Annotated in this window: 18 protein-coding genes and 1 rRNA gene; 7 read left to right on the plus strand and 12 right to left on the minus strand. The window is 68.2% G+C overall.

Translation table 11 applies throughout. From position 1 onward, the window contains the following. From ABZX37_RS28660 to ABZX37_RS28675, 4 genes are all read right to left on the minus strand, one after another. Positions 1–293 (minus strand): 16S ribosomal RNA (locus tag ABZX37_RS28660); the annotation flags it as partial. A 679-nt stretch (positions 294–972) separates the two neighbouring features. After that, a complete protein-coding gene (locus ABZX37_RS28665) occupies positions 973–2559 on the minus strand; it encodes an amidase (protein ID WP_354744679.1) in 1587 nt (528 codons plus the stop codon). A 43-nt stretch (positions 2560–2602) separates the two neighbouring features. Then, complete coding sequence (glnA, locus tag ABZX37_RS28670) at positions 2603–3946, minus strand: type I glutamate--ammonia ligase (protein ID WP_344288388.1); 1344 nt, start codon at positions 3944–3946, stop codon at positions 2603–2605. 64 nt (positions 3947–4010) lie between these two features. Further along, a complete protein-coding gene (locus ABZX37_RS28675; RefSeq protein ID WP_354744682.1) occupies positions 4011–5300 on the minus strand; it encodes an MFS transporter in 1290 nt (429 codons plus the stop codon). Between the two features lie 92 nt (positions 5301–5392). Here ABZX37_RS28675 and ABZX37_RS28680 point away from each other — a divergent pair, with 92 nt between their 5' ends. Further along, positions 5393–6028, plus strand: a complete 636-nt coding sequence (locus ABZX37_RS28680) for an LppX_LprAFG lipoprotein (RefSeq protein ID WP_354744684.1) — start codon at positions 5393–5395, stop codon at positions 6026–6028. Here ABZX37_RS28680 and ABZX37_RS28685 read toward each other — a convergent pair. After that, positions 6025–7341 carry an alpha/beta hydrolase gene (locus ABZX37_RS28685; RefSeq protein WP_354744686.1) on the minus strand — a complete coding sequence of 439 codons (1317 nt, stop codon included), beginning with the start codon at positions 7339–7341 and terminating at the stop codon, positions 6025–6027. The two genes, ABZX37_RS28680 and ABZX37_RS28685, sit on opposite strands and share 4 nt — an antisense overlap. A gap of 92 nt (positions 7342–7433) precedes the next feature. Then, positions 7434–9056, minus strand: a complete 1623-nt coding sequence (locus ABZX37_RS28690) for an alpha/beta hydrolase (RefSeq protein WP_354744688.1) — start codon at positions 9054–9056, stop codon at positions 7434–7436. Positions 9057–9155: 99 nt separating this feature from the next. Here ABZX37_RS28690 and secA2 point away from each other — a divergent pair, with 99 nt between their 5' ends. The 3 genes from secA2 to ABZX37_RS28705 all read left to right on the plus strand — a co-directional run bounded on the left by secA2 (position 9156) and on the right by ABZX37_RS28705 (position 14022). Further along, positions 9156–11495, plus strand: coding sequence for an accessory Sec system translocase SecA2 (secA2, locus tag ABZX37_RS28695; RefSeq protein ID WP_354744690.1), 2340 nt, complete (start codon positions 9156–9158; stop codon positions 11493–11495). A gap of 103 nt (positions 11496–11598) precedes the next feature. Next, entirely contained in the window at positions 11599–13320 is a 1722-nt protein-coding gene (locus ABZX37_RS28700) for an NAD+ synthase (protein ID WP_354744692.1), read from the plus strand. Between the two features lie 168 nt (positions 13321–13488). Beyond that, positions 13489–14022, plus strand: coding sequence for a methylated-DNA--[protein]-cysteine S-methyltransferase (locus ABZX37_RS28705; RefSeq protein ID WP_354744694.1), 534 nt, complete (start codon positions 13489–13491; stop codon positions 14020–14022). A gap of 962 nt (positions 14023–14984) precedes the next feature. Here the strand turns inward: ABZX37_RS28705 and ABZX37_RS28710 are convergent. The 3 genes from ABZX37_RS28710 to lysX all read right to left on the minus strand — a co-directional run bounded on the left by ABZX37_RS28710 (position 14985) and on the right by lysX (position 20371). Next, positions 14985–15566 (minus strand): DinB family protein, encoded by a 582-nt coding sequence (locus ABZX37_RS28710; RefSeq protein WP_354744696.1) that lies wholly within the window; start codon positions 15564–15566, stop codon positions 14985–14987. Positions 15567–15573: 7 nt separating this feature from the next. Next, entirely contained in the window at positions 15574–16182 is a 609-nt protein-coding gene (locus tag ABZX37_RS28715; RefSeq protein ID WP_354744698.1) for a hypothetical protein, read from the minus strand. An 865-nt stretch (positions 16183–17047) separates the two neighbouring features. Next, positions 17048–20371, minus strand: a complete 3324-nt coding sequence (gene lysX, locus ABZX37_RS28720; protein ID WP_354744700.1) for a bifunctional lysylphosphatidylglycerol synthetase/lysine--tRNA ligase LysX — start codon at positions 20369–20371, stop codon at positions 17048–17050. A gap of 244 nt (positions 20372–20615) precedes the next feature. Here lysX and panB point away from each other — a divergent pair, with 244 nt between their 5' ends. Continuing rightward, entirely contained in the window at positions 20616–21506 is an 891-nt protein-coding gene (panB, locus tag ABZX37_RS28725; protein WP_354744702.1) for a 3-methyl-2-oxobutanoate hydroxymethyltransferase, read from the plus strand. Between the two features lie 32 nt (positions 21507–21538). Here the strand turns inward: panB and ABZX37_RS28730 are convergent, their stop codons facing one another. Together ABZX37_RS28730 and ABZX37_RS28735 are read right to left on the minus strand one after the other, a co-directional pair. After that, positions 21539–22477, minus strand: coding sequence for a cytochrome c oxidase assembly protein (locus ABZX37_RS28730; protein WP_354744704.1), 939 nt, complete (start codon positions 22475–22477; stop codon positions 21539–21541). A gap of 16 nt (positions 22478–22493) precedes the next feature. Next, positions 22494–23441: an undecaprenyl-diphosphate phosphatase gene (locus ABZX37_RS28735; protein WP_354744706.1), complete on the minus strand. Its 948-nt coding sequence runs from the start codon at positions 23439–23441 to the stop codon at positions 22494–22496. Positions 23442–23674: 233 nt separating this feature from the next. Between ABZX37_RS28735 and ABZX37_RS28740 the strand changes: the two genes are divergently transcribed. Further along, on the plus strand, positions 23675–24649 hold the full coding sequence (locus ABZX37_RS28740) for a right-handed parallel beta-helix repeat-containing protein (protein WP_354744708.1): 975 nt from the start codon (positions 23675–23677) through the stop codon (positions 24647–24649). 96 nt (positions 24650–24745) lie between these two features. Continuing rightward, complete coding sequence (gene pip / locus ABZX37_RS28745) at positions 24746–25690, plus strand: prolyl aminopeptidase (RefSeq protein ID WP_354744710.1); 945 nt, start codon at positions 24746–24748, stop codon at positions 25688–25690. Here pip and ABZX37_RS28750 read toward each other — a convergent pair. Continuing rightward, positions 25671–26333 (minus strand): alpha/beta hydrolase, encoded by a 663-nt coding sequence (locus tag ABZX37_RS28750; RefSeq protein WP_354744811.1) that lies wholly within the window; start codon positions 26331–26333, stop codon positions 25671–25673. The two genes, pip and ABZX37_RS28750, sit on opposite strands and share 20 nt — an antisense overlap. Positions 26334–26411: the final 78 nt, after the last annotated feature.

Raw genomic sequence — 26411 nt, forward strand, 5'->3', positions numbered from 1 at the left:
CTCAGGCCGGCTACCCGTCGTCGCCTTGGTAGGCCATTACCCCACCAACAAGCTGATAGGCCGCGGGTTCATCCTGTACCGCCGGAACTTTCCACCCTCGAAGATGCCTCCGAAGGTCATATCCGGTATTAGACCCAGTTTCCCAGGCTTATCCCAGAGTACAGGGCAGATTACCCACGTGTTACTCACCCGTTCGCCACTCATCCACCACCGAAATGGTTTCAGCGTTCGACTTGCATGTGTTAAGCACGCCGCCAGCGTTCGTCCTGAGCCAGGATCAAACTCTCCAACAATGCTGTAAAGTTCGATCGAGACTATTCTCAATCATATTCTCAAAGGAAACCCCGACGAGGGGGTTTCATATAAGCTCTACTGGCTTAGTTCACTAGCACACTGTTGAGTTCTCAAGCAACACACCCCGAACCAGCCCTGGAATCAACCAGGCCAAGCTCGATGCGTTATTTCAAGCTTTTGGTCGAGCATGCCGGTTCCTACAAGCTAGTCGTAGGGAGTCGGCGGCCGCTCGTGGGCCGACGCTGAACATTACCTGGTCCGTTTCGCGGTGTCAACCCGCTCGGCCCTGGCTCCTGGTCGGTGAGGCTTTCGGCCCCGCCGACCCGGTGTTCCTGGCGACGAAGAGAAGATTACATGCCTTCCAACCACCCGAAAACAGGGGGGTCACTTAACGGCATCGCCGCTGGTCAGAGCCTTGACAGCGGGCCGATTCGACCGGTTCGCGGGCGCTCGGGAGCGCTCGGACGGGCTCCGGAGAGCCCTCGAGTGACCCAGGTCTCCGCCCGCACGCCCTCGAACCAGCCCAAGTCCACTCCTTCGCGGTCGCCCGCGCAACCCGATTACGCAGGTCAGCCGACTGCCGGCCCACTCGATCCGCAGCGGCGCCTGCCGAAAACGAAAGCCGCCGGCCAGTGCAGTGCACTGACCGGCGGCCGACAAACCAGCGCCCCGACGGGATTACCCGGGCAACCGGGGCAGGTATCGAGGCGGAACCCGAACCGGCGCGACCCGCGTGTAGTCCGCGGCCAGGGCGAGCATCTTCCCGTCCGTCCACTGTCCGCCCATGAACGAAATCCCCACCGGCAGCGGTCCGACCGAACCGGCCGGGACCGTGACGGCCGGGTAGCCCGCCACGGCGGCCGGGGTCGAGGACGGGATCACGTCGTTGTCGCCGACCTTGCAGTCCGTCTTCCAAGCAGGCGGGTTCGTCGGCGACGCGATGGCGTCCAGGTCGTACTTCGCGAGGGTCTCGTCAAGGGACCGGCGCGACAGGTCCTGCAGCTCGGCCCGGTTCTTCAGGTAGGTCGGGTCCTGCGGGCCGGGTGCAGCGAGCGCCTGCTCGAACAGTTCCTGACCAGCGAAGCAGGTGCGTTCCAGCGGGTCAGCGCGGTTGTACGCGACGAGGTCCGCGAGGTTCCGCGGGCCGGTGGGACGCGTGGCGAGGTAGGCGTCGATGTCGCGGTGGAACTCGGTCAGCAGCGCCGGGAACTCCAGCGCCGAGAGCCGGTCTTGGTACGGCAGGGTCACCTCGACGACCGTCGCTCCAGCGCGTTCCAGCGAAGCTTTCGTCTTGCTGACCACGGCATCTGTGTCCGGGCCGAGCACCGGCAGCCGCCACAGGCCGATCCGGGCGCCGCGCAGGACGCCGGGGCGGAGAAGCTTCGCGTAGTCGGTCGGCTGGGTCGACGGGTAGCGCAGAGTGGCCGGGTCGGCCGGGTCGCGGCCCTGCAGCACCGAGAGCGTCAGTGCGGTGTCTACGACGTTGCGCGCGATGGGTCCCGCCGTGTCCTGTTCCGCGGAGATCGGCACGACGCCGGTGCGGCTGACGAGCCCGAGACTCGGCTTGTGCCCGACGGTCGCGGTCATCCCGGCCGGGCACACGATCGACCCATCGGTCTCGCTGCCGATCGCGACCTGTGCGAGCGACGCGGCCACGCCCGCCGCGGATCCGGCGGACGAACCGCACGGGTTGTGGTCCAGGACGTACGGGTTGTTGGTCTGCCCGCCGACGCCGGACCAGCCGGAAGTCGGCTTCGCGGCGCGGAAGTTGGCCCATTCCGACAGGTTCGCCTTGCCGAGGATCACCGCGCCCGCGTCGCGCAGCCGGGTGATCAGCGTGGCGTCCTTCGCCGGACGGCTCCGCAGCGCGCGCGAACCGGCGGTGGTCTGCTGGTCTTGGGTGTCGACGTTGTCCTTGACCAGCACCGGGATCCCGTCGAGCGGACCGCGGGTGCGGCCGGTCCGGTGCCGGACGTCGCTGGCCGCGGCCTGCGCGAGCGCGGCCGGGTTGAGCGCGAGGACGGCGTTGACCTTCGGGTCCAGCACCCGGATCCGGGCGAGGTACGCGCTGGTCAGCCGGGTCGGAGTGAGCTGTCCGGTCGCCATCCGGTACTGCAGGAACGGGATGTCGGCGCGGTCGAGGTCGAAATGCAGGCCAGCCGTGTCGACCGCGGGTTCATCCTGCATCGCGACCGCCGGCGGCGCGGTGGCCAAGCCCGCCGCCGCGACCAGTGCGGCGAGTACGGCGGGCAGTCTTTTTCCCATGTTCCGATGCCTCCCCAACGTCGGAGCACGGCCCGGGGGCCCGTCAGAGCATCGGCAACAGGGTCCGGAGCTCGTACGGAGTGACCGCGCTCCGGTAGTTGTCCCACTCGACCCGCTTGTTGCGCAAGAAGAAGTCATAAACGTGCTCGCCGAGGGCTTCCGGCAGCAGCTCCGACTTCTCCATCTCGGCGAGCGCCTCGCCGAGGTTCTGCGGCAACTGCGAGTAACCGGCGGCGCGGCGTTCGGAGTCCGACAGCTGCCAGATGTTGTCCTCGGCGGGCGGCGGCAGCTCGTAGCCCTTTTCGATGCCCTTCAGCCCGGCGGCCAGTATCACCGAGTAGGCCAGGTACGGGTTGCACGCCGAATCGAGCGTCCGGATCTCCACGCGCCGCGACGAGGCCTTGCCCGGCGAGTACATGGGCACGCGCACGAGCGCCGAGCGGTTCGCCCTCCCCCACGACACCGTCGTCGGAGCCTCGCTGCCGCTGATCAGCCGTTTGTAGGAATTGACCCACTGATTGGTGACGGCGGAGATTTCCTTGGCGTAATGCAGGACGCCGGCGACGAACGCCTTGCCGGTCTCGGAGAGCTCGTGCGGGTCCTCCGCGTCGTAGAACGCGTTGCGGTCGCCTTCGAACAGGCTGACGTGGGTGTGCATGCCGGAGCCGGGCTGGTCGGTGAACGGCTTCGGCATGAAGGTCGCGCGCACGCCCTGGGTCAGCGCGACCTCCTTGACGACGTAACGGAACGTCATCACATTGTCGGCCATGGTCAGGGCGTCGGCGTAGCGAAGGTCAATTTCCTGCTGCCCCGGCGCGCCCTCGTGGTGGCTGAACTCGACCGAGATGCCCATCGCCTCGAGGGTTTCGATCGCGTGCCGGCGGAAGTGCGTGGCGGTGGCGTGGCTGGCCTGGTCGAAGTAGCCGCCGTTGTCGGCGGGCTCGGGCTCGCTGCCGTCGTCGGGGAGGTTGGCGAGCAGGAAGAACTCGATCTCCGGGTGCACGTAGCAGGTGAACCCGGCTTCGCTGGCCTTCGACAGCTGGCGGCGCAGCACGTGCCGCGGGTCGGCCCAGGACGGCGAACCGTCGGGCATCGCGATGTCGCAGAACATCCGCGCGGAGTACGGGCCGCCCTCCGGGGTCTCCCACGGCAGCACCTGGAACGTGGACGGGTCGGGCTTGGCGACCATGTCCGACTCGTAGACGCGCGCGAAGCCTTCGATGGCCGAGCCGTCGAAACCGATGCCCTCGCTGAACGCGCCCTCCAGTTCGGCGGGCGCGACCGCGACGGACTTCAGAAATCCCAGCACGTCGGTGAACCACAGGCGAACGAAACGGATGTCGCGCTCTTCCAAAGTGCGGAGCACGAATTCCTGCTGGCGATCCATGGCCGAACCCTAACCAGCACGTGTTAACGCCATGTTTCACGGGTCACCCACATCGGAGACGGATTCACGCGAGTTGTGCGAGCTGGGGTTTCTGAGTTTTGCTTGACCGGGTGATCGACAGCGACGCGACCGAGGCGATGACCGCGAGCCCGGCGGCGACGTACCAGGCGACTGCGTAATCGCCGAGCTGGTCGCGCACCGCGCCTGCGGCGGAAGCGGCGAAGGCCGCGCCCAGCTGGTGGCAGGCGAAGACCCAGCCGAACACGATCGGCCCAGCTTCTCCGAAGGAGCGGATGCAGAGCGCGACCGTCGGCGGGACGGTCGCCACCCAGTCGAGGCCGTAGAAGAGGATGAACGCCCACATGCTCGGCTGGACCGAATTCGTGAACAGCTGCGGCAACAGGGCGAGCGAAACTCCCCGCAACGCGTAGTAGACGCCGAGCAGGATCCGTGGGTCGACACGGTCGGTGAGCCATCCCGACGCGATCGTTCCCACCACGTCGAAGACGCCGACCAGCGCGAGCAGGCTCGCCGCGGTCGTCTGCGGCATGCCGTGGTCGTGCGCGGCCGGGACGAAGTGCGTGCTGACCAACCCGTTCGTGGTCGCTCCGCAGATGGCGAACCCGACTGCGAGCAGCCAGAACGTACGGGTGCGCGCGGCCTGGAACAGCACCGTCAACCCTCGGCGGACAGTGCCGACCTTCGGCGCAGGACGCTCGACTTCAGTGCCTTCGGGCGCTCCGTACGCGACAGCGCCGACGTCAGCAGGATGGTCGCGTACGGCCAACAGCACGACCGGGACCACCGCGAGAGCCGCGATGGCGATGACCATGGACGCTGTACGCCAGCCGTCGTCCACCGCCAGCGACGCGATCAACGGCAGGAAGATCAGCTGTCCGGTCGCTCCTGCGGCGGTCAGTACGCCGGTTACGACGCCGCGGTGACGCACAAACCAGCGCGTCGCGACCATCGCGGCGAAGCTCATCGCCATCGAGCCGGTGCCGAGGCCGACGAGCACGCCCCAGCAAAGGATCAGCTGCCAGCTGGCGCTCATGAAGACGGTGCCGCCCGCGCCGAGAGCGACAACGCACAGCGCGGTAGCCGCGACGCGGCGGATGCCGAACCGCTCCATCAGCGCTGCCGCGAAGGGCGCGAAGAGGCCGTACAGGACGAGGTTGACCGAGACGGCGGAGCCGATCGTGGCGCGGGACCAACCGAACTCTTGGTGCAGCGGATCGATCAGGACACCCGGCGCGGCGCGGAAGCCGGCGGCGGCGAGGAGGGCGACGAACGCGGCCGCCGCGACGAACCAGGCGCGGTGCAGGCGGCGGGCAGGACGAGTCTCAACGGTCACGAGCAGTCAGTCTGGTGCGCCCGGGGCTCTGTCGACAGTGGCCGGAAGGACACCATCCGAAAGGATCGGGCCAACCAAGTAGGCTCACGGCCATGCTCAGCCGACGTGTCCTGCCGGCGCTGCTGCTCCTCGGGCTGGTCGGCGGTTGCACCGCGGCACCCCCCTTGCCCGCGGCGGACGGATTGCTCGCCGCCGCCAAGGAGAGCTTCTCCCAGGTCCGCAGCCTGCACTTCTCGGTCGGCGTCAACGGCGTGCTGCCCGGCCTGCCGATGACCAAGCTCGTCGGCAACGCGACCCTCAAGAGCGGCGGGCAGGCGAGCGGCAGCGCGGAATTCACCGATCGGTCGTTCTCGTTCACCGTCTCCGGGCACACCGCGACCGCCAAGGACACGAAGGGCGCCGAAACGAGCGGTCCCACGACTTTCCCGGTCAGCCGGTTCCTCGGTCCGCACGGCGGTCTGATCCGCCTCCTCGGCGCGCTCCAGCAGCCGAAAACCGAAATCCGCGAGACGATCCAGCACGTCGACGGCTACCGCGTCGGCGGGACCGTGCCCCAGGCTGTCGCGGCGACGCTGGTGCCGCAGATCCACGCGGACGTCAACGTGAAGATCTGGGTGACGGCGGCCGAACCGCGCCGCTTCGCGCGAATGTGGCTGCAGGTGCCGCCGGCGACGGACCGCGACAGCCCGGTGATGTACGAGGTGCTGCTGACGGATCAGCAGCCCTAGCAGTTGCCGTCTCGGGCGATGGCCGTGCTGAGGTATGTCGTTGTCGCTTTGTCGACGCAGGCGTTGCCTTTGAGGAACGCTGCGTGCTGTACGTCGTCGACAGTCAGCAGTGCGGCGTTGAGGTCTTTCGCGAGCGCTACGCCCTGGCGGTAGGGCGTAGCCGGGTCGTGCGTGGTCGAGATGACGAGCGTCTTCGGCAGGCCGGGCGCGGACGGACTGTGCGGCCGTGAGGTCGGCGGTACGGGCCAGGTCGAGCAGGTGTCGAGTTCGCCCGCGTCGGGCGAGCTGCCGGTGAGGAACGGTGCGCCGGTGCGCATCTGGCGGTGCGCGGCGTCGATGGTCGCGCGGTCGGTGACGCGGTCGTAGTCGACGCAGCGGACGGCGTAGTAGGCGTCGAAAGCTTCGCTGTAGTGGCCGTTCTCGTCGCGTTGGTAGTAGTCGTCGGCCAGCTGAAGCAGCTTCGCGCCGCTACGCGTGGTCGCTAGTTCTTCAAGTGCTTGCTGCAAATTCGGCCACTTCGCGCGGGAGTAGAGCGCGGCTTCCGTCGCGGTGACGGTGTCGGCGAAGGACAGCGTGCGGCCGGGCAGCGCAGAAACCGGAGGGCGGGCGATTCGCTGGAAGGCTGCGGTCGCGTCGCCGGTTAGCGGGCACCCAGGCTGCTTCGAGCACCACTGCGCGAAGTGGGTGAAGGCGTCCTGAAACCCGGCGGCTTGGGCGATCAGTGTTTGCGGCAAGTTCTGTGCGGGGTCGATGGCACCGTCGAGGACCATGGCACGCACCTTGTCCGGATACGCCTCTGCGTACGCCGAACCGATCTGTGTGCCGTACGAGTAGCCGAGGTACGTGAGCTTCGCGTCGCCGAGGGCGGTACGAAGCGCGTCGAGGTCGCGTACGACTTCTCGCGTGCCTACGTGCGCGAGAAACTCCGCGCCGGTCTTCTCAAGACAGCCAGCGCTCCCGGCGTCTGACGTACGAGCGGCGTCCTGCTCGGCATCCGACCGGCAACGGATACGGGGCTCGCTCGCATGAACACCGCGAGGATCGAAGCCGACCAGGTCGAATTGCCAGGCAAGCGTCCCGGCAGGCTGCGCCAACGTGGCCGCCGCAGTCATCCCCGAACTGCCTGGCCCACCAGGGTTGAGCACGAGAGACCCGATCCGGTGTGCCGGATCGGTGGCCCGATGCCGCAGCAAACCGATCGACACTGTCCGGCCCTGCGGGTTCGCGTAGTCGAGCGGCACCGTCAGCCGGGCACAGTCGACCGACTCATCCGCGTACAGACCCTTCTCGAAAGCAGTCTGCGCGTACGGCACACACGGTCCCCAATCGAGCGCTGCCCGCTGGCTCGCGCAAGCCGTGGCGGCGAGCATCATCGCCACCACAACCGTCGCGAGCCAGCGCAACCTCAGTTGGCCTTACAGCGAGTGCCGTCCGGCGGCGTCGTGCCGTCGATCAGGTAATCCGCACCGGCCTTGTCGACGCACGCGTTGCCCTGAAGGAACACCGTGTGCTGCGTCCCCTCGAAGGTCAACAGCGAACCCTTCAGCGCCTTCGCGAGATTCACGCCCGCCTGGTACGGCGTCGCGGGGTCGTTCGTCGTCGAGATCGTCAGGGTCTTCGGCAGGCCTTCGACGTTCGGCTCGTGCGGCTTCGACGTGTTCGGCACTGGCCAGAACGCGCACGCGTCGCGAGCGGAGCTGGCTTGGCGGCCGTCGTCGAGGAACGGTGCCGCCTTTACGTATTTCTCCTGACTTTCGAGGATCTGCTTCGGATCGGTGACGCGAGGGTCGTCGACGCAGCGGATCGCGATGAAGGCGTCCTGCGTGGTGCCGTAGCTGCCGTCCGGATTGCGCTCGTTGTAGATGTCGGCGAGCTTCTCCAACGTCGTGCCGCGCTGCAGCTTCAGCTCGTTCAGCCCGGTGTTGAGGTACTCCCAGAGATTCTGCTGGTAGAGGGACTGTATGGCACCGGTGGTCGCGTCGTCGTACGACAGCTTGCGGCCGTCGCCCACCGGCACGGGGAAGTCGATCAGCCGGCGCGTGAGGTCTTGGAACTGCTTCGTCGCTTCAGCCGGGTTGTTGCCGAGCGCGCAGTCCTGACGCGCCGCGCACCACTTCGCGAACTCGTTGAACGCTCCGCCGAAGCCTTTGCCCTGCGCGACGAGTGAGTCTTCCGGGCTTTGCGTCGGGTCGACAGCACCGTCGAGAACGAGCGCGCGCACGTTCTTCGGGAAGGTCTCCGCGTACGTGGATCCGATGCGCGTGCCGTACGAGTAACCGAGGTACGTGAGCTTCTCGTCGCCTAGGACGCTTCGCAGCACGTCCATGTCCTTAACGACGTCGCGCGTACCGACGTGCGCGAGCATGTCGTCGCCGTACTTCGTCCGCTGTGTGCACTTCGCGGCGAAGTCCTTCTGTTCCGTCTCCTGCTTCGCGACACCAGCGGGAGAACCGTCGGTCTCGCTGTCATCGGCGCGGTCGGCGTCGCGCTCGGGTCCGGTCAGGCATTTGATCTGCGGTTCGCTGGCCCCGATCCCCCGCGGGTCGAAACCGACGAGATCGAACCGGTCGCCCAGATCGGACTTCGACACCTGGTCCATCAGGCCCGCCGCGGCGACCATGCCCGAAGCGCCCGGTCCGCCCGGGTTCACCACGAGCGAACCGATTTTCTGGCCCGGATCGCTCGCGCGGTGGCGCAGCACGCCGATGGTGATCGTCTGGCCGTCCGGTTTGTCATAGTTCAACGGAACCGTGAGCCGTCCGCACTCGATTCCCTGCGCCTTGAAGGCGGATCGCGCGTCGTCCGAGGTCGCGTAGGGTGCACACGCGGACCAGGACACGCTCTGCCCGTAGAACCGCGACAGTCCGGCGGGCACCGGGCCCACCGGCGCGTGCGATTCGACCGTCGGCGCGAGTGCGGCCTGGTCGGGCTTGGACGCGCACGCCGCGAGCGTGGTCGCGAGCAGGCCGGCAGCCGCTAACGCGACGAACGGATGGACTTTCGGGCTGGCGCTGGGATGACGTGGCACGGTTTGATCGTGCCATCCGGGCGCGGAACTCGAACGCACCGTCGGCGCGTTGGGCAGTGCGGGTGCGACCGGAGACACATCGACACGAGGAGACCAGGCGTGGCACTGATCAGCCGGGTGGGCAAGCGGCTCCGCCGGATCATCCAGCGGCCGGGCAGCGTCGAGCTGACCCGTTACGAGGCGCTGCTGCCCGCCGTCGAGAAGCTCGAACCGGAGCTGGAGAAGCTCGAGGACGCCGAGCTCACCGAGCGCGCGGGCAAGCTGCGGGACGCCATCGGCGGGGCCGCCTCGTTCACCGACGGCCAGCTGATCGAGATCTGCGCGCTCGGCCGCGAGGCCGCCCGGCGCAAGCTCGGCGAGCGGGCCTTCGACGTCCAGTTGCTCGGCACCATGGGCCTGCTCACCGGGCACGTCGTGCAGATGGAGACCGGTGAGGGCAAGACGCTCGCCGGCGCGCTGGCCGGAGCCGGGTACGCGCTGCGCGGGCGCCGGGTGCACGTGGTCACGGTCAACGACTACCTCGCCCGCCGCGACGCGGAGTGGATGGGCCCGGTGTACGACCTGCTCGGCGTCACCGTCGGCTGGGTCGAACCGGCGCACTCGAAGGAGGAGCGCAAGGAGGCCTACGGCAAGGAGGTCACCTACGGCGCGGTCGCCGAAATCGGCTTCGACGTGCTGCGCGACCGGCTCGTCACGAACGCCGACGACCTCGTGCAGAAGGCTCCCGAGGTGGCGATCGTCGACGAGGCCGACTCGGTGCTGGTCGACGAGGCGCGGGTGCCGCTGGTCATGGCCGGTTCGATCGACCACAACGACGCCGACGAGGAGGTCGCCAAGATCGTCCGGCGGCTGCGCCTCGGCCTGCACTACGAGACCGACTCCGAGGGCCGCAACGCGTGGCTGACCAGCGCCGGCGCGTCGGTCGTGGAGAAGTCGCTCGGCGGCGTCGACCTGTACGACGAATCCGGTTCGGACCGGCTCGCCGCGGTGAACGTCGCCCTGCACGCGCACGCGCTGCTCACCCGCGACGTCGACTACCTGGTCCGCGACGGCAAGGTGCAGCTGATCAACGCCGCCCGCGGCCGCGTCGCCGAACTGCAGCGCTGGCCGGACGGCCTCCAGGCCGCGGTCGAGGCGAAGGAGCAGGTCACCGCCACCGACCGGGGCGAGATTCTCGACTCGATCACCGTGCAGGCGCTGCTCGCGCGCTACCCCGAGGTCGCGGGCATGACCGGTACCGCCGTCGCGGTCGCCGAGCAGCTGCGCGAGTTCTACAAGCTCGAGGTCGCGGTGATCCCGCCGAACACCCCGAACGTCCGGGAGGACCAGCAGGACCGCGTCTTCGCCTCGCCGTCGCAGAAACTGCGCGCGATCGAGGAGGAGATCCGCACGGTGCACGAGACCGGGCGGCCGATCCTCGTCGGTACCCAGGACGTCGCCGAGTCCGAGGAGCTGGCGGAGAAGCTGGCGAAGGCCGAACTGCCGTGCGTCGTGCTGAACGCGCGCAACGACGCCGAAGAGGCCGCGATCATCGCCGAGGCGGGCAAGAAGGGCGCGGTCACCGTGTCCACGCAGATGGCCGGTCGCGGTACCGACATCCGGCTCGGCGGCAGCGACGGCACGACCCGCGAAGAGGTCGCCGAGCTGGGCGGCCTGCACGTGATCGGCACCGCGCGGTATCCGTCGAGCCGCCTCGACGGGCAGCTGCGCGGCCGGTCCGGACGGCAGGGCGACCCGGGCAGCGCGATCTTCTTCGCGAGCCTCAACGACGACCTCGTGCTGTCGAACGCGCCGGATCTGCCCGACGGCATCGACGCGGACACCGAGACCGGCGAGATCACCGACCCGGCCGCGCACCGGCAGCTCAACCACGCCCAGCGCGTGGCCGAGGGCGTCGACCTGGAGATCCACCGCAACACCTGGCGCTACACCCGGCTGATCGAGCGGCAGCGCGCCGAGCTGCTGGAGCACCGCGACAAGGTGCTGCACACCGGGCTCGCGGCCGAGGAACTGGAGAAGGCGCAGCCGGAGAAGTTCGCCGAGCTGAAGGAAAAGCTGGACGACTCCGACCGGCTCGAGCAGGTGTGCCGCGAGGTCCGGCTGTTCCACCTCGACCAGCTGTGGTCGGACCACCTGGCGTACCTCACCGACGTGCGCGAGAGCATCCACCTGCGCGCGCTGGCCCGCGAGACGCCGCTGGACGAGTTCCACCGCGCGGCGATCCCGGAGTTCCACAAGATCATCGCCGAATCCGCCTCGCGCGCGGCGAAGACGCTCGAGGAAGCCGAGATCACCGACGACGGCCTCGACCTCGAGGAGGTCGGCGTGCGGCGGGCGAACACGACGTGGACGTACCTGGTGCACGACAACCCGTTCGACTCGGACTTCGAGCAGACGGTCAAGAAGGTGCGCAGCATGATGCGGATGAAGAAGTCCTGATTCCTTCTTTCGAAGGGCCTCTCGCCGCGGGTGAGGGGCCCTTCGCCGTTCTCTGGCTCACCTCTGCGTAGTTTCTGTCGGTGCGGTGGGACAGAATGGCGGCATGCCGCAACTGCGCATCGCACTGGCCCAGGTCAACACCACCGTCGGCGACATCGACGGGAACACCGCGCTCACCGTCGAGTGGACCCGCAAGGCCGCCGAGGCGGGCGCGCACGTCGTCGTGTTCCCGGAGATGTCCCAGACCGGTTATCCGGTCGAGGACCTCACGCTCCGGCGCACGTTCGCCGACGCGTCCCGGCGCTCGGTGACCGAACTGGCGCGCCGGCTCGACGAGGCAGGCTGCGGCGACGTGCTCGCGTACGTCGGCTACCTCGACCACGACGAAATCGGCCCGCGCGACGCCGCGGCGGCGCTGTACCGCGGCGAGGTCGTCGCCCGGCAGTTCAAACACCACCTGCCGAACTACGGGGTGTTCGACGAGCACCGGTACTTCAAACCGGGCACCGAACTCGAGGTGCTGCGGCTGCACGGCGTCGACATCGGCATGGTGATCTGCGAGGACATCTGGCAGGACGGCGGCCCGATCTCCGCGCTGGGCAAGGCCGGAGTCGACCTGGTGGTCGCGCCGAACGCGTCGCCGTACGAGAGGTCGAAGGACGAACAGCGGCTGCCGCTGATCGCCCGGCGCGCGGCCGAGGCGGGCGCGCCGCTGGTGTACACTAACCAGGTCGGCGGTCAGGACGACCTGGTTTTCGACGGCGACTCGCTGGTGGTCGGCGCGGACGGGACTCTGCTCGCGCGGGCCCCGCAGTTCGTGGAGCACCTGCTGGTGCTGGACTTGGACCTGCCTGTCGCCAGTGCTGCCGCCACGGGCTCTTTCGACGGGCTGGAAGTGCACCGGCGGGTGTTGAATGACTCGCCGCTGGTTGAGTACTCGCCGCTGGTCGCTCCGACGATCAGCGAACCGCTGTCGGACGAGGCCGAGGTGTGGTCGGCGCTGGTCGTCGGGCTGCGCGATTACGTGCACAAGAACGGCTTCTCGTCGGTCACGTTCGGCTTCTCGGGCGGAATCGACTCGGCGGTCTGCGCGGCGTTGGCGGCGGACGCACTCGGCGGGGACAACGTGTACGGCGTTTCGATGCCGTCGAAGTACTCGTCGTCGCACTCGCGGGATGACGCTTCGGACTTGGCGGAGCGGATCGGCGCGCACTACCGGGTCGAGCCGATCGGCGACATGGTGGACGTGTATGTCAATCAGTTGCAGCTGACCGGGCTCGCGGAGGAGAACATCCAGGCGCGGGTGCGCGGGATGCTGCTGATGGCTCTGTCCAATTTGGACGGCCACCTGGTGCTGGCGACCGGCAACAAGACCGAGCTGGCCGTCGGCTACTCGACCATTTACGGCGATGCGGTCGGTGCGTTCGCGCCGATCAAGGACTTGTTCAAGACGCACGTGTGGCAGCTGGCCCGGTGGCGGAACGAGGAAGCGGCCAAGCGCGGGGAAACGCCGCCGATCCCGGAAAACTCGATCACGAAGCCGCCGTCGGCGGAGCTGCGGCCGGACCAGAAGGACTCGGATTCGCTGCCGGATTACGAGTTGCTGGACGACGTCCTGGACGATTACGTCGAGAACGACCGCGGCTACGCGGACCTGATCGAGGCGGGCTTCGACCCGGAGACGATCGACCGGGTCGTGCGCCTGGTCGACCGAGCCGAGTACAAGCGGCGGCAGTACCCGCCGGGCACGAAGATCACGTTCAAGGCGTTCGGCCGGGACCGACGGCTTCCGATGACGAACGGGTGGCGGGAACGGAAGTCCTGACCGGGGTTTGCGATCTGTCCGGGGTTTGCGGCCTGACCGGGGTTCGCGGCCTGGCCGGTTGTCGCGGTCGCCTTCGTCTTCATCGTCGCTGACCGGGTTCGCCGCGGCTCCAGGGTCGTGTCGTTTTCTCGCCAGTTTCTGTCGGTGCCGGGTCGTACGCTGGGCGGTATGACGGTTGGGTACACGGTGTTCGACACCCCGATCGGGGCGTGCGGCCTCGCCTGGCGGGACGGTGCGGTGATCGGAACCGCACTGCCCGGAAGCACGGCTGAGCGGACGCGCGCGCACCTCGCGACCCGCTTCCCGGACGCGGTGGAATCGCCGGTGCCGAAGGAACTTCGCGCGGTGGTGGAGGATGTCGTCGCGCTGCTGTCGGGAGAGGCTCGCGATTTGCGTGCGGCACCGTTGGATTACCGGGACGTGCCGGACTTCAACCGGCGCGCGTACGACGTCGCGCGGGCTATTCCGCCGGGGAAAGTCCTGACGTACGGGGATATCGCGCATCAGCTGGGTGCGCCGGGTTCCGCGCAGGCTGTCGGACAGGCGATGGGGAACAATCCGTTCCCGATCATCGTGCCGTGCCACCGGGTTTTGGGAGCAGGCAAGAACACCGGCGGCTTCTCGGCACCGGGCGGGGTTGCGACTAAGCGGCGGATGCTGGTGATCGAAGGGGCGTTTCCGGAGGAACCGACGCTGTTCTGACAGGCGGGTGCGGGAGCTGATCTGCTTTGGGGGACCGGCCGGGAGGCTCGCTGAAGGCTTGCCCGGCTGCCACCTGGAGCTTCGTGAGCACGCTGAAGCCTTGGCGCACTCGGTTCGAATCCAGCCGCACCCCCAGTGCCGCAGGTTCCCAACCGAGTGCACCCATGTGCCGCGCAAAGACCGCAGGCGGTTGAGGCTGCCCGGTCGACAGCTGGTTGGCCCCGCGGCCAACCAGCCGACGATCACGACGTCCGCAACTGGTCAGGCACGATCCAGCCCCTGGCTCAGTCATTTCAGCCAGCTGAAAGCCACTCCCCCGTGGCTCGTCCGTCGCCAGCCGCCGACCCGTTCCAGCTCAGGCCTCTCGCCAGCCAAGCCAGTGGGTTGACCGCCGCAGCCGACCGAAGCAGTCCGCCCGGAGGAATCGCTCGCCCCCAGTTGGCCGCCCGCCCCAACCGTTGAAGTCAGCGGCACCCGGCCCGACAGCCAACCAAGCCACCAGGTCTGGCTCAGCCGCTATTGGCACGGCGACCGGCCAACCCGACCTCCAGCGAGCCCAACGCTCCGAGCTCAACCATCACGGCCGACCGACCTTCAGCCAACCCGACTCGCCTAGCCCAACGGTCACAGCCGATCAACCTTCAGCCAACCCGACTCACTTAGCTCAACCGTCACGGCCGACCAACCTTCAGCCAACCCAACTCACTTAGCCCAACGGTCACAGCCGACCAACCTTCAGCCAACCCAACTCGCCTAGCTCAACCGTCACGGCTGGCCAGGCCCGCCAACCTCAGCCAGCCAGTCAAACGCTCCCGGCTCACCCGCCACGGCTAACCAGCAGCCCGCTTCAGCCAGCCAATCCCGCCTAGCTCAAGCGTCACTGCTGGCCCACCTTCGGCCAGTCCGACTCGGATTGGCTCGACCACCGCGGCTGACCGGGCGAATGATCAGCGAAACTCAGCTCATTCCGCCGGTTTCCACGGCTTCAGCCAGTCCGTCTCCGGCCAGCCCTCTGCCGCGGCTTGCAAGGGCATGGCTGTGGCGCCGTCCAAAGATTCGCGGACGATGTCGGCGTGGCCGGCGTGGCGGGCGGTTTCCTCGATCAGGTGCAGCAGCACCCAGCGGACGGACCAGGCCGACACGTCGTCCGGGAACCAGGGCACGTCCTTCGGGACCGGGACTTCCTGGTTCAGGTCCTCGACCCCGGCGATGACCTCTTCGGTGCGGGCGGCGACTTGGTCGTAAGCCGCGATGGCCGACTCCAGCGTCTCGTCCGGGCCGAGCCGGTAGTTTTCCTGGTAGGTCGCCATGCTTTCGGCGAAGGGTTTCGGCGGGATGCGCAGCACGTGGTCAATCCAGTCGCTTTCGGTGGACGACACGTGTTTCAGCAGCCCGCCGACGCTCAGGGCGCTCGCGCTGGGCACGGCGCGCGCCTGCTCGTCGGTCAGGCCGTACGCGGCGGTCTTCACCGCTTGCCGCTGCTGGGCCAGGAAACCGAGCAAACCGCCGCGTTCGTCAGGGGTTGGGGAGACTTTGCCAGCCATGGTGGCCTCACTTCCGGTGTCTGTTGCTCCGCAGCATCGCACCCGCCACCGACAATTTTCGGCCGCGGACCGGAACCGGGGTCTGCATGACGTACGCGCCGCCGATCACGACCTGCGCCGCGTGCACCACCAGCTGAATCCTGGTGAACACGCCCTCCAGGTGCCCGGCCAGCGTCGACGCCACCACCAGCGCCCACGCGACCAGCACGACTACCAGGCAACCCACCGCACAGGCTCGCCAACCGGACGGCCACCAGAAGATCAGGCTGAACGCGCCGACGGCGACAGCCGCGCTCAGCAGGTTCGGAGTCACCACCGTCTCCGGGACGCCCGCGCACACCATCAGCACGATCCCGAACACCGACACCGAAACGGACGTCAGCCGCCCGCTCCAATGGGCCGGCGCGAGCCGCATCAGGGCCGGTCCGGTGAGGAAAAAGGCCAGGCCGCCGATGCCCGTCGCGATGCGGAAGACCGGTTGCGCGTAGAACAAATCCCAGACCGGCTGATCGGTCGCCGACACCCCGGTCTGCATGAAGAACTCCAGCAGCCACGCGGAATATCCCGCCAAACCCAGTCCGAGCAGGACTATCAAAGCCACCCGCGCAGCACGCACTTGCCCACCCTAAGCGAATCTCTGCGACGAAGTGCCGGATGGTGTCACACCCGTGACTTACCGGAGGTTCCGGACACCATCCGCTACCACGAACTCACGCACCGAATCCTTGGGGGAGGCTACCGGATCATGGTTGGCGGGCTGCCAATACCTGCCTCGAACGTGAGAGACGTTCAGAACTTGGCCGGGGGTTGCGGGGGCTAGGGAGGGAGCAGGGAGGGGACACCGCGGGCGGCCCGGCGTGGTGGGAGGGCAGGGCGGCAAGGCCTGACGGCCGCAGGGTTCCGCGACGCCCGACGGGTGCGGGGGTCCGCGACGCCGGACGGCTGTGGGATATCGCGAGGCCGGATGGCCGTGGCGTTTCACGACACCGGACGGCTGCGAGGTTTTGAGGTGACTAGCCGCGGAAAGCACCGGGGCGGCTGGCCACGGAATGGACTGGGCGGCTGACCGCGGGCGATGGTCGGGACGGCCGGTGACCTGCGGGTGGAGTGCCTGGCCCACGGTCTTGCGCGGATGGCAGCGGCGTGTCTGCAGTTGCCGACATCTGCGAGCCATCGGAAGCGGCGGGTTCTTGTGGCTGCGGATTTCGGCGAGCGGTGGCGGGGTGCGGCGTCTGCAATTGCCGACACGGCCCACAGCCCACGAGAGCAGAGCCCACGACCCACGGCCCACGACCCACGACCCACGACCCACGAGAGCAGAGCACTACAACCGCCCTCTGTCTATCCGCGCGAGAGCGAGCCGGAGTCAAGCAGAGCTGCGCACAGACGTCAGCGTCGCCGAGCGGGGCAAGAAGCCGACAAGATCCGCAGCTGTAGGCGTCCACCACGGTGAGGCAAGGCCGCAAGCAACCGAACCAACCTCACCCCTGCGGACGGACGAACGGGAAAAGCACCGTCTGCCGAATGGACGTCCCGCTCAGCATCATCAGCAGCCGGTCCACTCCGAGCCCCAACCCGCCAGTCGGCGGCATTCCGTGTTCCAGTGCCAGCAGGAAGTCCTCGTCCAGCTCCATCGCCTCGACATCCCCGCTCGCCGCGCGCAAGGACTGCGCTTCCAACCGGCGACGCTGCTCTAGCGGGTCGGTCAGCTCCGTGTACGCAGTCCCGACTTCCGAGCCGAACGCGATCAGGTCCCAGCGTTCTGCCAGGAGCGGGTCCGTCCGGTGCTGGCGGGTCAGCGGGGAGACCTCGGTCGGGTAGTCCGTGTAGAAGGTCGGCAGGACCGTCGAGCCCTCCACGAGGTGCTCGTGCGCCTTGAGGACCAGGTCGCCCGCGCTGGCTTCCTCAGGAGCCGGGACTCCGGCGGCGGCGCACAGTTTTCGCAAAGTGGCGATGGGGGTGCGGGAGTCGATTTCCTCGCCGAGGGCGTCCGACACGGCCTTGTGCACGGGGATCACTGGCCAGTCGCCGGAAATGTCGTGTTCGACGACGCGGCCGTTGGCGTCGGGGCGTCGCACGATCTGTGCGCCGTACGCGGCTTCGGCGGCGTACTGGATCAGGTCGCGCATCAGGTGGCGCATAGCGTTGTAGTCCGCGTACGCCTGGTACGCCTCCAGCATCGTGAATTCCGGGTTGTGGGTCGCGTCGACGCCCTCGTTCCGGAAGTTCCGGTTCAGCTCGAAAACCCGCTCGACGCCGGCCACGCACAGGCGCTTCAGGTACAGCTCCGGGGCGATCCGCAGGTACATCCGCATGTCGTACGCGTTGATGTGCGTGACGAACGGTCGCGCGTTGGCACCACCGTGGATGGTCTGCAGCATCGGGGTTTCGACCTCGAGGAAGTCGCCCTGGTGCAGGCGTTCGCGGACCGCGCGGACGACCGTCGAGCGCAGGCGGAGCATGTTCGCGGAGTCCGGGTTGACCGCCAGGTCCAGGTAACGCTGGCGTACTCGCGTCTCCGGGTCGGTGAGGCCCTTTCGCTTGTCCGGCAACGGATGCAGGCACTTCGCGGTGACGGTCCACTCGTCCACGAGCACGGACAGCTCGCCTCGGCGGGACGTGATGACCTCGCCGCTCACGCCGACATGGTCGCCCAGGTCCACGCCGGTTCGCCAGCCGGTGAGGTCGAGGACCTTCGCGTCGAGCATCAGCTGCAGTTCGCCGGAGAAGTCCTTGATTCGCGCGAAACACAGGCCGCCGAGGGTGCGCAGGGCCAGGACACGCCCGGCTACCCGGACGCGTTTTCCGGTGTGGGAATCGGGCTCCAGTCCGGAAAACGTGTGCACGATGTCGCCGAGGTGGTCTTCGCGGGAGAAACCGACGGGGTACGGGTCCACCCCGAGCTCCCGCAGTTTGTCCACTTTGGCCACTCGCACGCGCACCTGTTCCGGACGCCGCTTGGGCCGCGGCACGACCTGCGCCGCCTCCTCGTCGATGCGCCGGACCTGCGCGACGAAATCCTCCCCCACGTTCTCCAGCCGCAGCGAACGCGCGCGGCCGGTGGGCACGAAGCCCTCCAGCGCGCCCGCGACGATGCCGACTCGCGGGAGCCGCCTAGCCGAGGAGTAGCAGAGGAACCGCGGTTCCCACTCCGGGCCGTACTTGGCGTTCGACCGGTACAGCGATTCCAGCTGGAAGAAACGCGACGCGAGGCCGAGCACCGCACGCCAAGCGCGCAGCACCGGTCCGGCGCCGATGCGCTCGCCTTCGGAGAACACCGCGCGGAACATCGCGAAGTTCAGCGAAATCCGCTGCGCGCCGACGTGCTGCGCGGCCGCGACGACCTCGGCGACCATGAACTCGTTGAGCCCGTTTTCGGCGTCCCGGTCACGGCGCATCAAGTCGAGCGAGAGGCCCCGACGGCCCCACGGCACGAACGACAACAGGCCGCGCAGTTCGCCGCGCGCGTCGTACGCCTCGACCATCACGCTGCGTCCGTCGCTCGGGTCGCCGAGACGGCCGAGCGCCATCGAGAAGCCGCGCTCGGTCTCGTCGACGCGCCACTGCTGTGCGCGGGCGAGCAGCTGCACCATCTCGTCTTCGGGGATTTCGCTGTGTCGCCGGACCTGCACGGTGTACCCGGCGCGCTGGATCCGCTTCACCGCCTGTCGCACGGATTTCCGCTCAGGACCGGTAAGTGAGAACTCTCGGACGTCGAGGACCGCTTCGTCGCCGATCTGCAGCGCGCGCAGCCCCGCGGCGGCGTACACCTTCGCGCCCTTCTCGCTCGCGCCGAGCACGCCTGGCGTCCAGCCGTACGTACGCGCTTCGTGGAGCCACGCCTGCACAGCGTCCGGCCACGCGTCGGGGTCGCCGATCGGGTCTGCGCTCGCCACCGTGGTGCCCGCGAGCACGCGGTACGTCACTGCGGCGCGGCCGTTGGGCGCGAACATGACGCTCTTGTCGCGGCGCGTGGCGAAGTAGCCGAGCGAGTCGTCCTCGCCGTACTCGCCCAGCAGACGGCGCAGCTGCAGTTCTTCGTGGTCTGTCCGAATGCGACGGCTGCGTACGCCGCGGAAGAGCGTGTACAGCGCGGCAGTGGACACGAAGGTCGCGCCGAGGTCGAGGACGACGTCAATCCACGCCGGGCCTTCGCCGACGCCGATGCGGCGCAGCTGCAGGTTTTCGCCGGTGGCGTGGTTGACCACCCAGGCGAAGCGCTCCCACGCGTCGCCAAGGCTGCCCGGGAATACCTCGGTGAGTGCCCAGCCGCACACGATCACCGCGAGGAACCCGACGAACAGCACGGAAAGGCCGTTCCACCAGGCGCCGGGGGCGAGCCGCGCGGGGAACGCGGGGCGCAACGACAGCAGGAACACGATCAGCAGGATCGAGATGACGTCGGCCACCGCGAGCGCGCCCACCTGCGTCGGGATGTGCCGCATCTGACGGGCGGTGAGAGTCAGCAGGTCGGGAGCCCACAGCAGCAGCGCCTGCAGGACCAGCGTGGTGACCAGGCCGGCGACCTGGAACAGCACGAGCACGTACAGCGCGGCCTTCTTGCGCCTGCGCAGCGCCGCGCCGAGCACGACGAGCAGCAGCACGATCACCAGGCTCGAACTGGTCGGCACGCTCACCGCGCCGAACGCCATGTCGATGCCGTTCAGCAGGTGCCCGTGCCGTCCGCCGGCGAGCAGCAGCACGATCGAAAAGATCGCCGCGAGCTGCACGACAGTGGCCACGAGACCGCCGGCGCGGGCCTTCCAGCCGAGGCTGCGCGGGCGGGCGCTCACTGGGGTTCCCATTGGTCCCTTTCTTGCGGCGCGTCCGCCCCGTCGAGGGAGGCGCCGGACTTTCTCACCACCGGACGCATATCGGTCCGGTGCCTATCAAGACGTCACAGGAGGCAAAACGGTTGTCGCTACCCGGCCGTGTGAAGCTGGTCGCACGACCTTGGGGCCCTTCCGCGCGCGTGTCAGGCTGTGTCCGGTACTGACTCCACGACCCGGGGACCTCCGCGAGGCCTCGAGGGAAGGACGGTCGACGACGATGTCTGCCCAGTCTGCCCAACCCGACGGCGCCGCCGGCGAGGTGGCCGCCCCTTACGGAACCGGCCCGGCGAGCACCGCCGGCCAGGCCAAGCCGCGAAAAGTCCGGATCCACCATCTGCGCGAGCTGAAGGACCGCGGCGAACCGTGGCCGATGCTCACCGCGTACGACATGTATACCGCCGAGCTTTTCGACGAGGCAGGCATCCCCGTGCTGCTGGTCGGCGACTCCGCGGCCAACAACGTGTTCGGTTACGACACGTCGCTGCCGGTCACGGTCGACGAACTGCTCCCGCTGGTCCGCTCGGTCACCCGGGCGGCCAAACGCGCGCTCGTGGTGGCCGATCTGCCGTTCGGCTCCTACCAGCTGTCCCCGGAGCAGGCGCTGGCCACGTCCGTCCGGTTCATGAAGGAGGGCCGCGCGCACGCGGTCAAGCTCGAAGGCGGGCACCGGTTCGCGGCGCACGTCGAGGCGCTCACCTCGGCCGGGATCCCGGTCATGGGCCACATCGGCTTCACCCCGCAGAGCGAGCACAACCTCGGCGGCTACCGGGTGCAGGGGCGCGGCGAAGCGGCGGAGAAGCTGCTCGCCGACGCGCTGGCCCTGCAGGAAGCCGGCGCGTTCGCGGTCGTGATGGAGATGGTGCCCGCCGAGGCGGCCAAGCGCGTCACGCACGAGCTGAAGATCCCGACGGTCGGCATCGGAGCCGGCCCGGACTGCGACGCCCAGGTGCTGGTCTGGCAGGACATGGCCGGGCTGCGCCGCGGCAAGGCGCCGCGGTTCGTGAAGCGGTACGCCGATGTCGCCGGGGTGCTGCAGAGCGCCGCGACGGCGTTCGCCGAGGACGTCCGGCGCGGCGAGTTCCCCGCGCCCGAGCACGCGTTCCACTGAGCTGCCTCGTGAGTGCCGGTGCGAACCGGCACTCACGAGCGGCGGAACCGTTCGGCGAGTTCCGGATCGCTCTCCCACCACAATCCCTTCGCCGGTGCTTCGCCTGCCGCTGCCTCCTCATCCAGTTTCCGGTCGAGCCGTTTCGCCCGTTTTTCGTCGTCGCGGGCCCACCTGATGAAGAGCGCGCCGACGAACGGCAGCCCGGCGACGTCTCCGCCGATCCACAGCACGCCCGCGCCGATGATCTGGTCCGTGCGCCGGTCCGGTCCCCAGTCGCGGTGCACCGCGTCGTAGTGCGCGGGCGCGAGCAGCGGGCCGAGCCACAGCACGAGGCCGAGCGCGCCGTCGAAGATCACTTCGGTGAACGAGATCCACACCGACACCAGGTGCGAGCCGTTGCGCGGCGTCGGGTCGAGCTGCACGCGGCTGTAGAAGTACAGGAAGCCAGCCAGCACGAGCACCACGCGCACGAGGCCGCCGACGACCGCTGAGTCGAGCGAAAGCTCGTACAGCGGCGTGAGGTAGATAAGCAGGAACGGCGCGATCAACACCACGGTGACGCACAGCGGGAAGGTGATGAACTGCGCGAAGCGGCCACGGCCATGCGTACGCAGCCATGTGGCGACCCTGGGCGGGGCGGTGCGCATCAACAGCGTCACCGGCGCGCCGAGCGCGAGCAGCAGCGGCGTGACCATCAGCAGCACGGTGTTCTGCGTCGCGCGCACCCAGAACAGCGTCGTGTCGTACACGCCCAGGAACGAGCACGTGACGAGGATGAGCGTGGCCAGCCCGGAGAGGAACGCTGTGGTCCGGCCCGCTGACCACTCCTGACGGCGTGCCGCCACGACGTAGCCGACGCCGAGCGCGAGCGCGACGACCACGGCCGGGACATCCAAGGTCCAGGCCGTGAACAACGTCGATCCGCTCAGCGGCGGCAGGTCAGGCACGATTTCGATGCGTTCAGTGTGCACCCGGCGAAATCGCGCCCTACGCCGCCCCTGACACCGCGAAGAAGATCAGACTGCCGATTCCGGCGACCGCGCAGTAGATGGCGAAGGGGGTCAAGGTGCGCGTTTCAAAGTATTTCGTCAGAAAACGGACAGAAATGTAGGAGGCGATGAACGCCACCACGCTGCCGACCAGCGCCGGGCCGAGCGACGGCTTGCTCTCCGGCGTGAACAGCGACGGCATCTTCAACGCACCCGCGGCGAGGATCACCGGCGTCGCGAGCAGCCAGGCGAAACGGGCGGCGTCCTCGTGGTCGAGACCGCGGCGCAGACCGGCCACCATGGTGATGCCAGAGCGGCTGATCCCGGGCAGCAGAGCCAAAATCTGCGCCGAACCGATGAGCACGGCTTCCTTCACGCTCAGCTTGGACAGCCGGACGTCGGTCGCCTCGTCGATGGTCACCGCGCGCATCACCATCGTCTCCTCGGCGCTGAAATCGATGGTCTCCTCCTCCCGCGCGACCGCCGTCTTGGGCTTGCGGGAGAACTTCTCCGCGGCGAAGAGCACCCCGCCGTTGAGCGCGAGGAAGATCGCCGACGGGACCGGCTTGCCGAGCACGTCGCGCAGCAGGCTTTCCAGCAGCAGCCCGGCGATCCCGACCGGGATCGTGGCGAGGATGAGCAGCCACGCGAGCCGCTGGTCGGCCGTGCGGACCTCGCGGCGGCGGATCGACGTCCACAAGCCGGTGACGATGCGCACCCAGTCGCGCCGGAAGAAGAGGATCAGCGCGATCGCGGTGGCGACGTGCATCGCCACCAGCACCGCGAGATACGGCGAGTCCTTCCCGATGCTCAGGTCGCGGCCCCAGCTTCCGCCGACGAGCGCCGGCAACAGGACGCTGTGTCCGAGACTGGACACCGGAAACAATTCCGACACGCCTTGCAAAGCGCCGACGACAATGGACTCGAGGTAGCTGACCGCGGACATTCACGGGCCTTTCTCGCCGCAGTTCGGGCATTCCGCGGAAAAGCTACCGAGGACCGGGTTAACTCCGAGCAAGCCGGGCGGGAACAGTCGCAGGCGACACTTTCCGGCCACCCTTTGTTCATTCTGTTCACATCCATGAACATCAATCATGTACTTGACCAGTGTTCTCTCGATGTCTTAGCGTGAGCGCACGCCGCATCCGAAGTCATCGAGCCTCGACGAGGAGGGTTGGAATGCGTGTCCGCAATCGGGTTCTGGCAGCCACTGCCGGAGCCGCAGCACTGCTCGCACTCGCCACACCCGCGGCGTCCGCCGGGACAGTCCCGGTCAAGACTTCCGCCGAGCTGAAGACGGCGCTGGCCTCGGCCAAGCCGGGCACCACGATCCAGCTGGCCGCGAACACCACCTACACCGGCAACTTCAAGGCCGCCGCCAACGGCACCGACTCCGGCCGGATCACCCTCACCGGCCCGCGCAGCGCGGTCGTGCAGGCGTCCGGCGGCCGCACCATCGAACTGACCGGCAGCTACTGGACGCTGTCCGGGTTCACCGTCACCGGCGGCCAGAAGGGCGTGATGGCGCTGGGCGTCAACCACACGCTGGTGGACGGGCTGAAGGTGACCGGCATCGGCAACGAGGGCATCCACTTCCAGCACGACAGCAGCGACAACGTCGTGCAGAACTCCGAAATCTCCGACACCGGCAAGGAAAACGGCGGTTTCGGCGAAGGCATCTACTTCGGTTCGGCCACCAGCAACTGGCCGGGCGGGCAGCCTGATCACAGCGACCGCAACAAGGCGATCGGCAACAAGATCGGGCCGAACGTGCGCGCGGAGTCCATCGACGTCAAGGAAGGCACCACCGGCGGTGAACTGCGCGGCAACACCTTCGACGGCACCGGGCAGAGCGGCGAGAACTACGCCGACAGCTGGGTCGACGTGAAGGGCAACGGATACCTGGTCACCGGCAACAAGGGCAGCAAGGTTTTCGTGCACGACGCGACCTACGGGTCGTTCGAGGTCCACGTGCAGGTCGACGGCTGGGGCCAGAACAACACCTTCTCGGACAACACCGCGGACGTGCAGGCGCCCTCGGCCTACGGTTTCTACGTGGTCAAGGCGGCCACCGGGAACAAGGTCTGCGCCAGCAACAAGGTAACGAACGCCGGGAAGGGCTTCGCGAACGTAGCCGCGACACCAGGCTGCTGACCGCGATCACAGACGGGGGCCCGCTCAGCCCGGCGGCGGGGGCGGGCCCCCACCCTCCTTTCGGGGAGCCGGAAGCCTTCGGGAAGAGTGTCCGGTATGGACGAGCTTTACCCGCCGATCCCGGTGCGAGCAGACGGAATGCTGGACGTCGGCGACGGGCACCGGATCTACTGCCAGGAAGCCGGGAACCCGCAGGGGAAACCGGTGGTGGTGCTGCACGGCGGGCCGGGAAGCGGCACCGCGCCGATGACCCGGCGGCACTTCGACCCCGAGGCGTACCGGATCATCCTGTTCGACCAGCGCGGCGCGGGTCGCAGCACACCTAACGCGGGCGACGATCTGTCGGCGAACACGTTGTGGCACTTGGTGTCCGACATGGAGCTGCTGCGCGAACGGCTGAACGTCGAGCGGTGGCAGTTGTTCGGCGGGTCGTGGGGTTCGACGCTTGCGCTGGCGTATGCCGAAACCCATCCGTCGCGGGTGTCCGAGATGGTGTTGCGCGGGATTTTCACGGTGCGCCAACGGGAACTGGACTGGCTTTATCGTGGTGGCGCGGCGAATCTCTTCCCGGCGGAGTGGGACGCCTTCCTGGAGCCGCTGGATGGTCCTCAGCGGGAAGACCCGCTCGCTGGGTATGCCGAGCTGCTGCACTCCCCCGACCCTGCGGTACGCGAACGGGCCGCGATCGCTTGGAGCGTCTGGGAAGGCGCGACAGTGGCACTGCTGCCGCAACAGTCCTTTGTAAACCAATACTCGAATCCGCAGTTCGCGCTGACGTTCGCTCGGCTTGCGGTGCACTACTTCCAGCACGGCGCGTGGCTGGAAGAAGGCCAGCTGATCCGGGATGCTGACCGGCTCGCCGGGATCCCCGGAGTGCTGGTGCAAGGGCGTTACGACGCGGTGTGCCCGCCGATCACGGCGTACCAGCTGCACCGCGCCTGGCCCGGTTCGACCTTGAAGCTCACCGAATCCGCGGGACACGCCGTTACCGATCCCGGCATCCTCGCCGCCCTCCGCGAGGCTACGGACGGGTTCCGGTAGCCCGGCGGATCAGGTCGGCGACTTCCTCCGCCGCTTCGAAATGCACGTCGTGACCGGTGTCGGTCTCGTGCAGGGAAAGCAGCGGAGTATCGGCGGCAGCGGCGGCCAGCTGGTCGCCGAATTCCTTGCGGTACCGGGCGAACGCGACGCCGACCTCCTCGGGAAGCAGCATCCCGGCTTCCGGCCGCAGCGAGGAGACGACCAGCAGCGGGCACCGCGTGGCCCGGTAAGTCGCGATCAGGTCGAGTTCGTCGAACGCCGCGATCAGCGCGCCGAGATCGGGATCCTCCGACAGCCGGACCTGCTCGTCGACGAAGCCGCGCAGTACCGGGCCGGTGGGATTCGTGTGCCCGTCGAGGTTGACCGCGAGCGGGCACTCGGGATGTTCCGCGGCCCACAGCGCCGCCAGCATGCCGCCGAGCGAATGTCCGACGACGGCGGGTCGGTCGAGGTCGAAATGCCGGATGACGTCGGCGAGATCGGCTAACGCCTGCTGCCAGTTCCACGGCCCCGGCCGGAAGGTGTAGGCGACGACCCGGAATTCGGGCAGGAGCGGGACCAGGTGATCCCAGTCGTGCCTCGTGCGGCCACCGCCGCCGTGCAGCAAGACGACCGGGACGCCAGTGCCGCCATGATCACGCATGTCCACTGACCGCACTGTGCCCGCTGTCCTCGGGCGCGGCAACCGGTTTAAAGCCGTGAAGGGCTCCTTGAAGGAATC

The organism is Amycolatopsis sp. NPDC004079, from assembly GCF_040610415.1.
Taxonomy (GTDB): Bacteria; Actinomycetota; Actinomycetes; order Mycobacteriales; family Pseudonocardiaceae; genus Amycolatopsis; species Amycolatopsis halotolerans.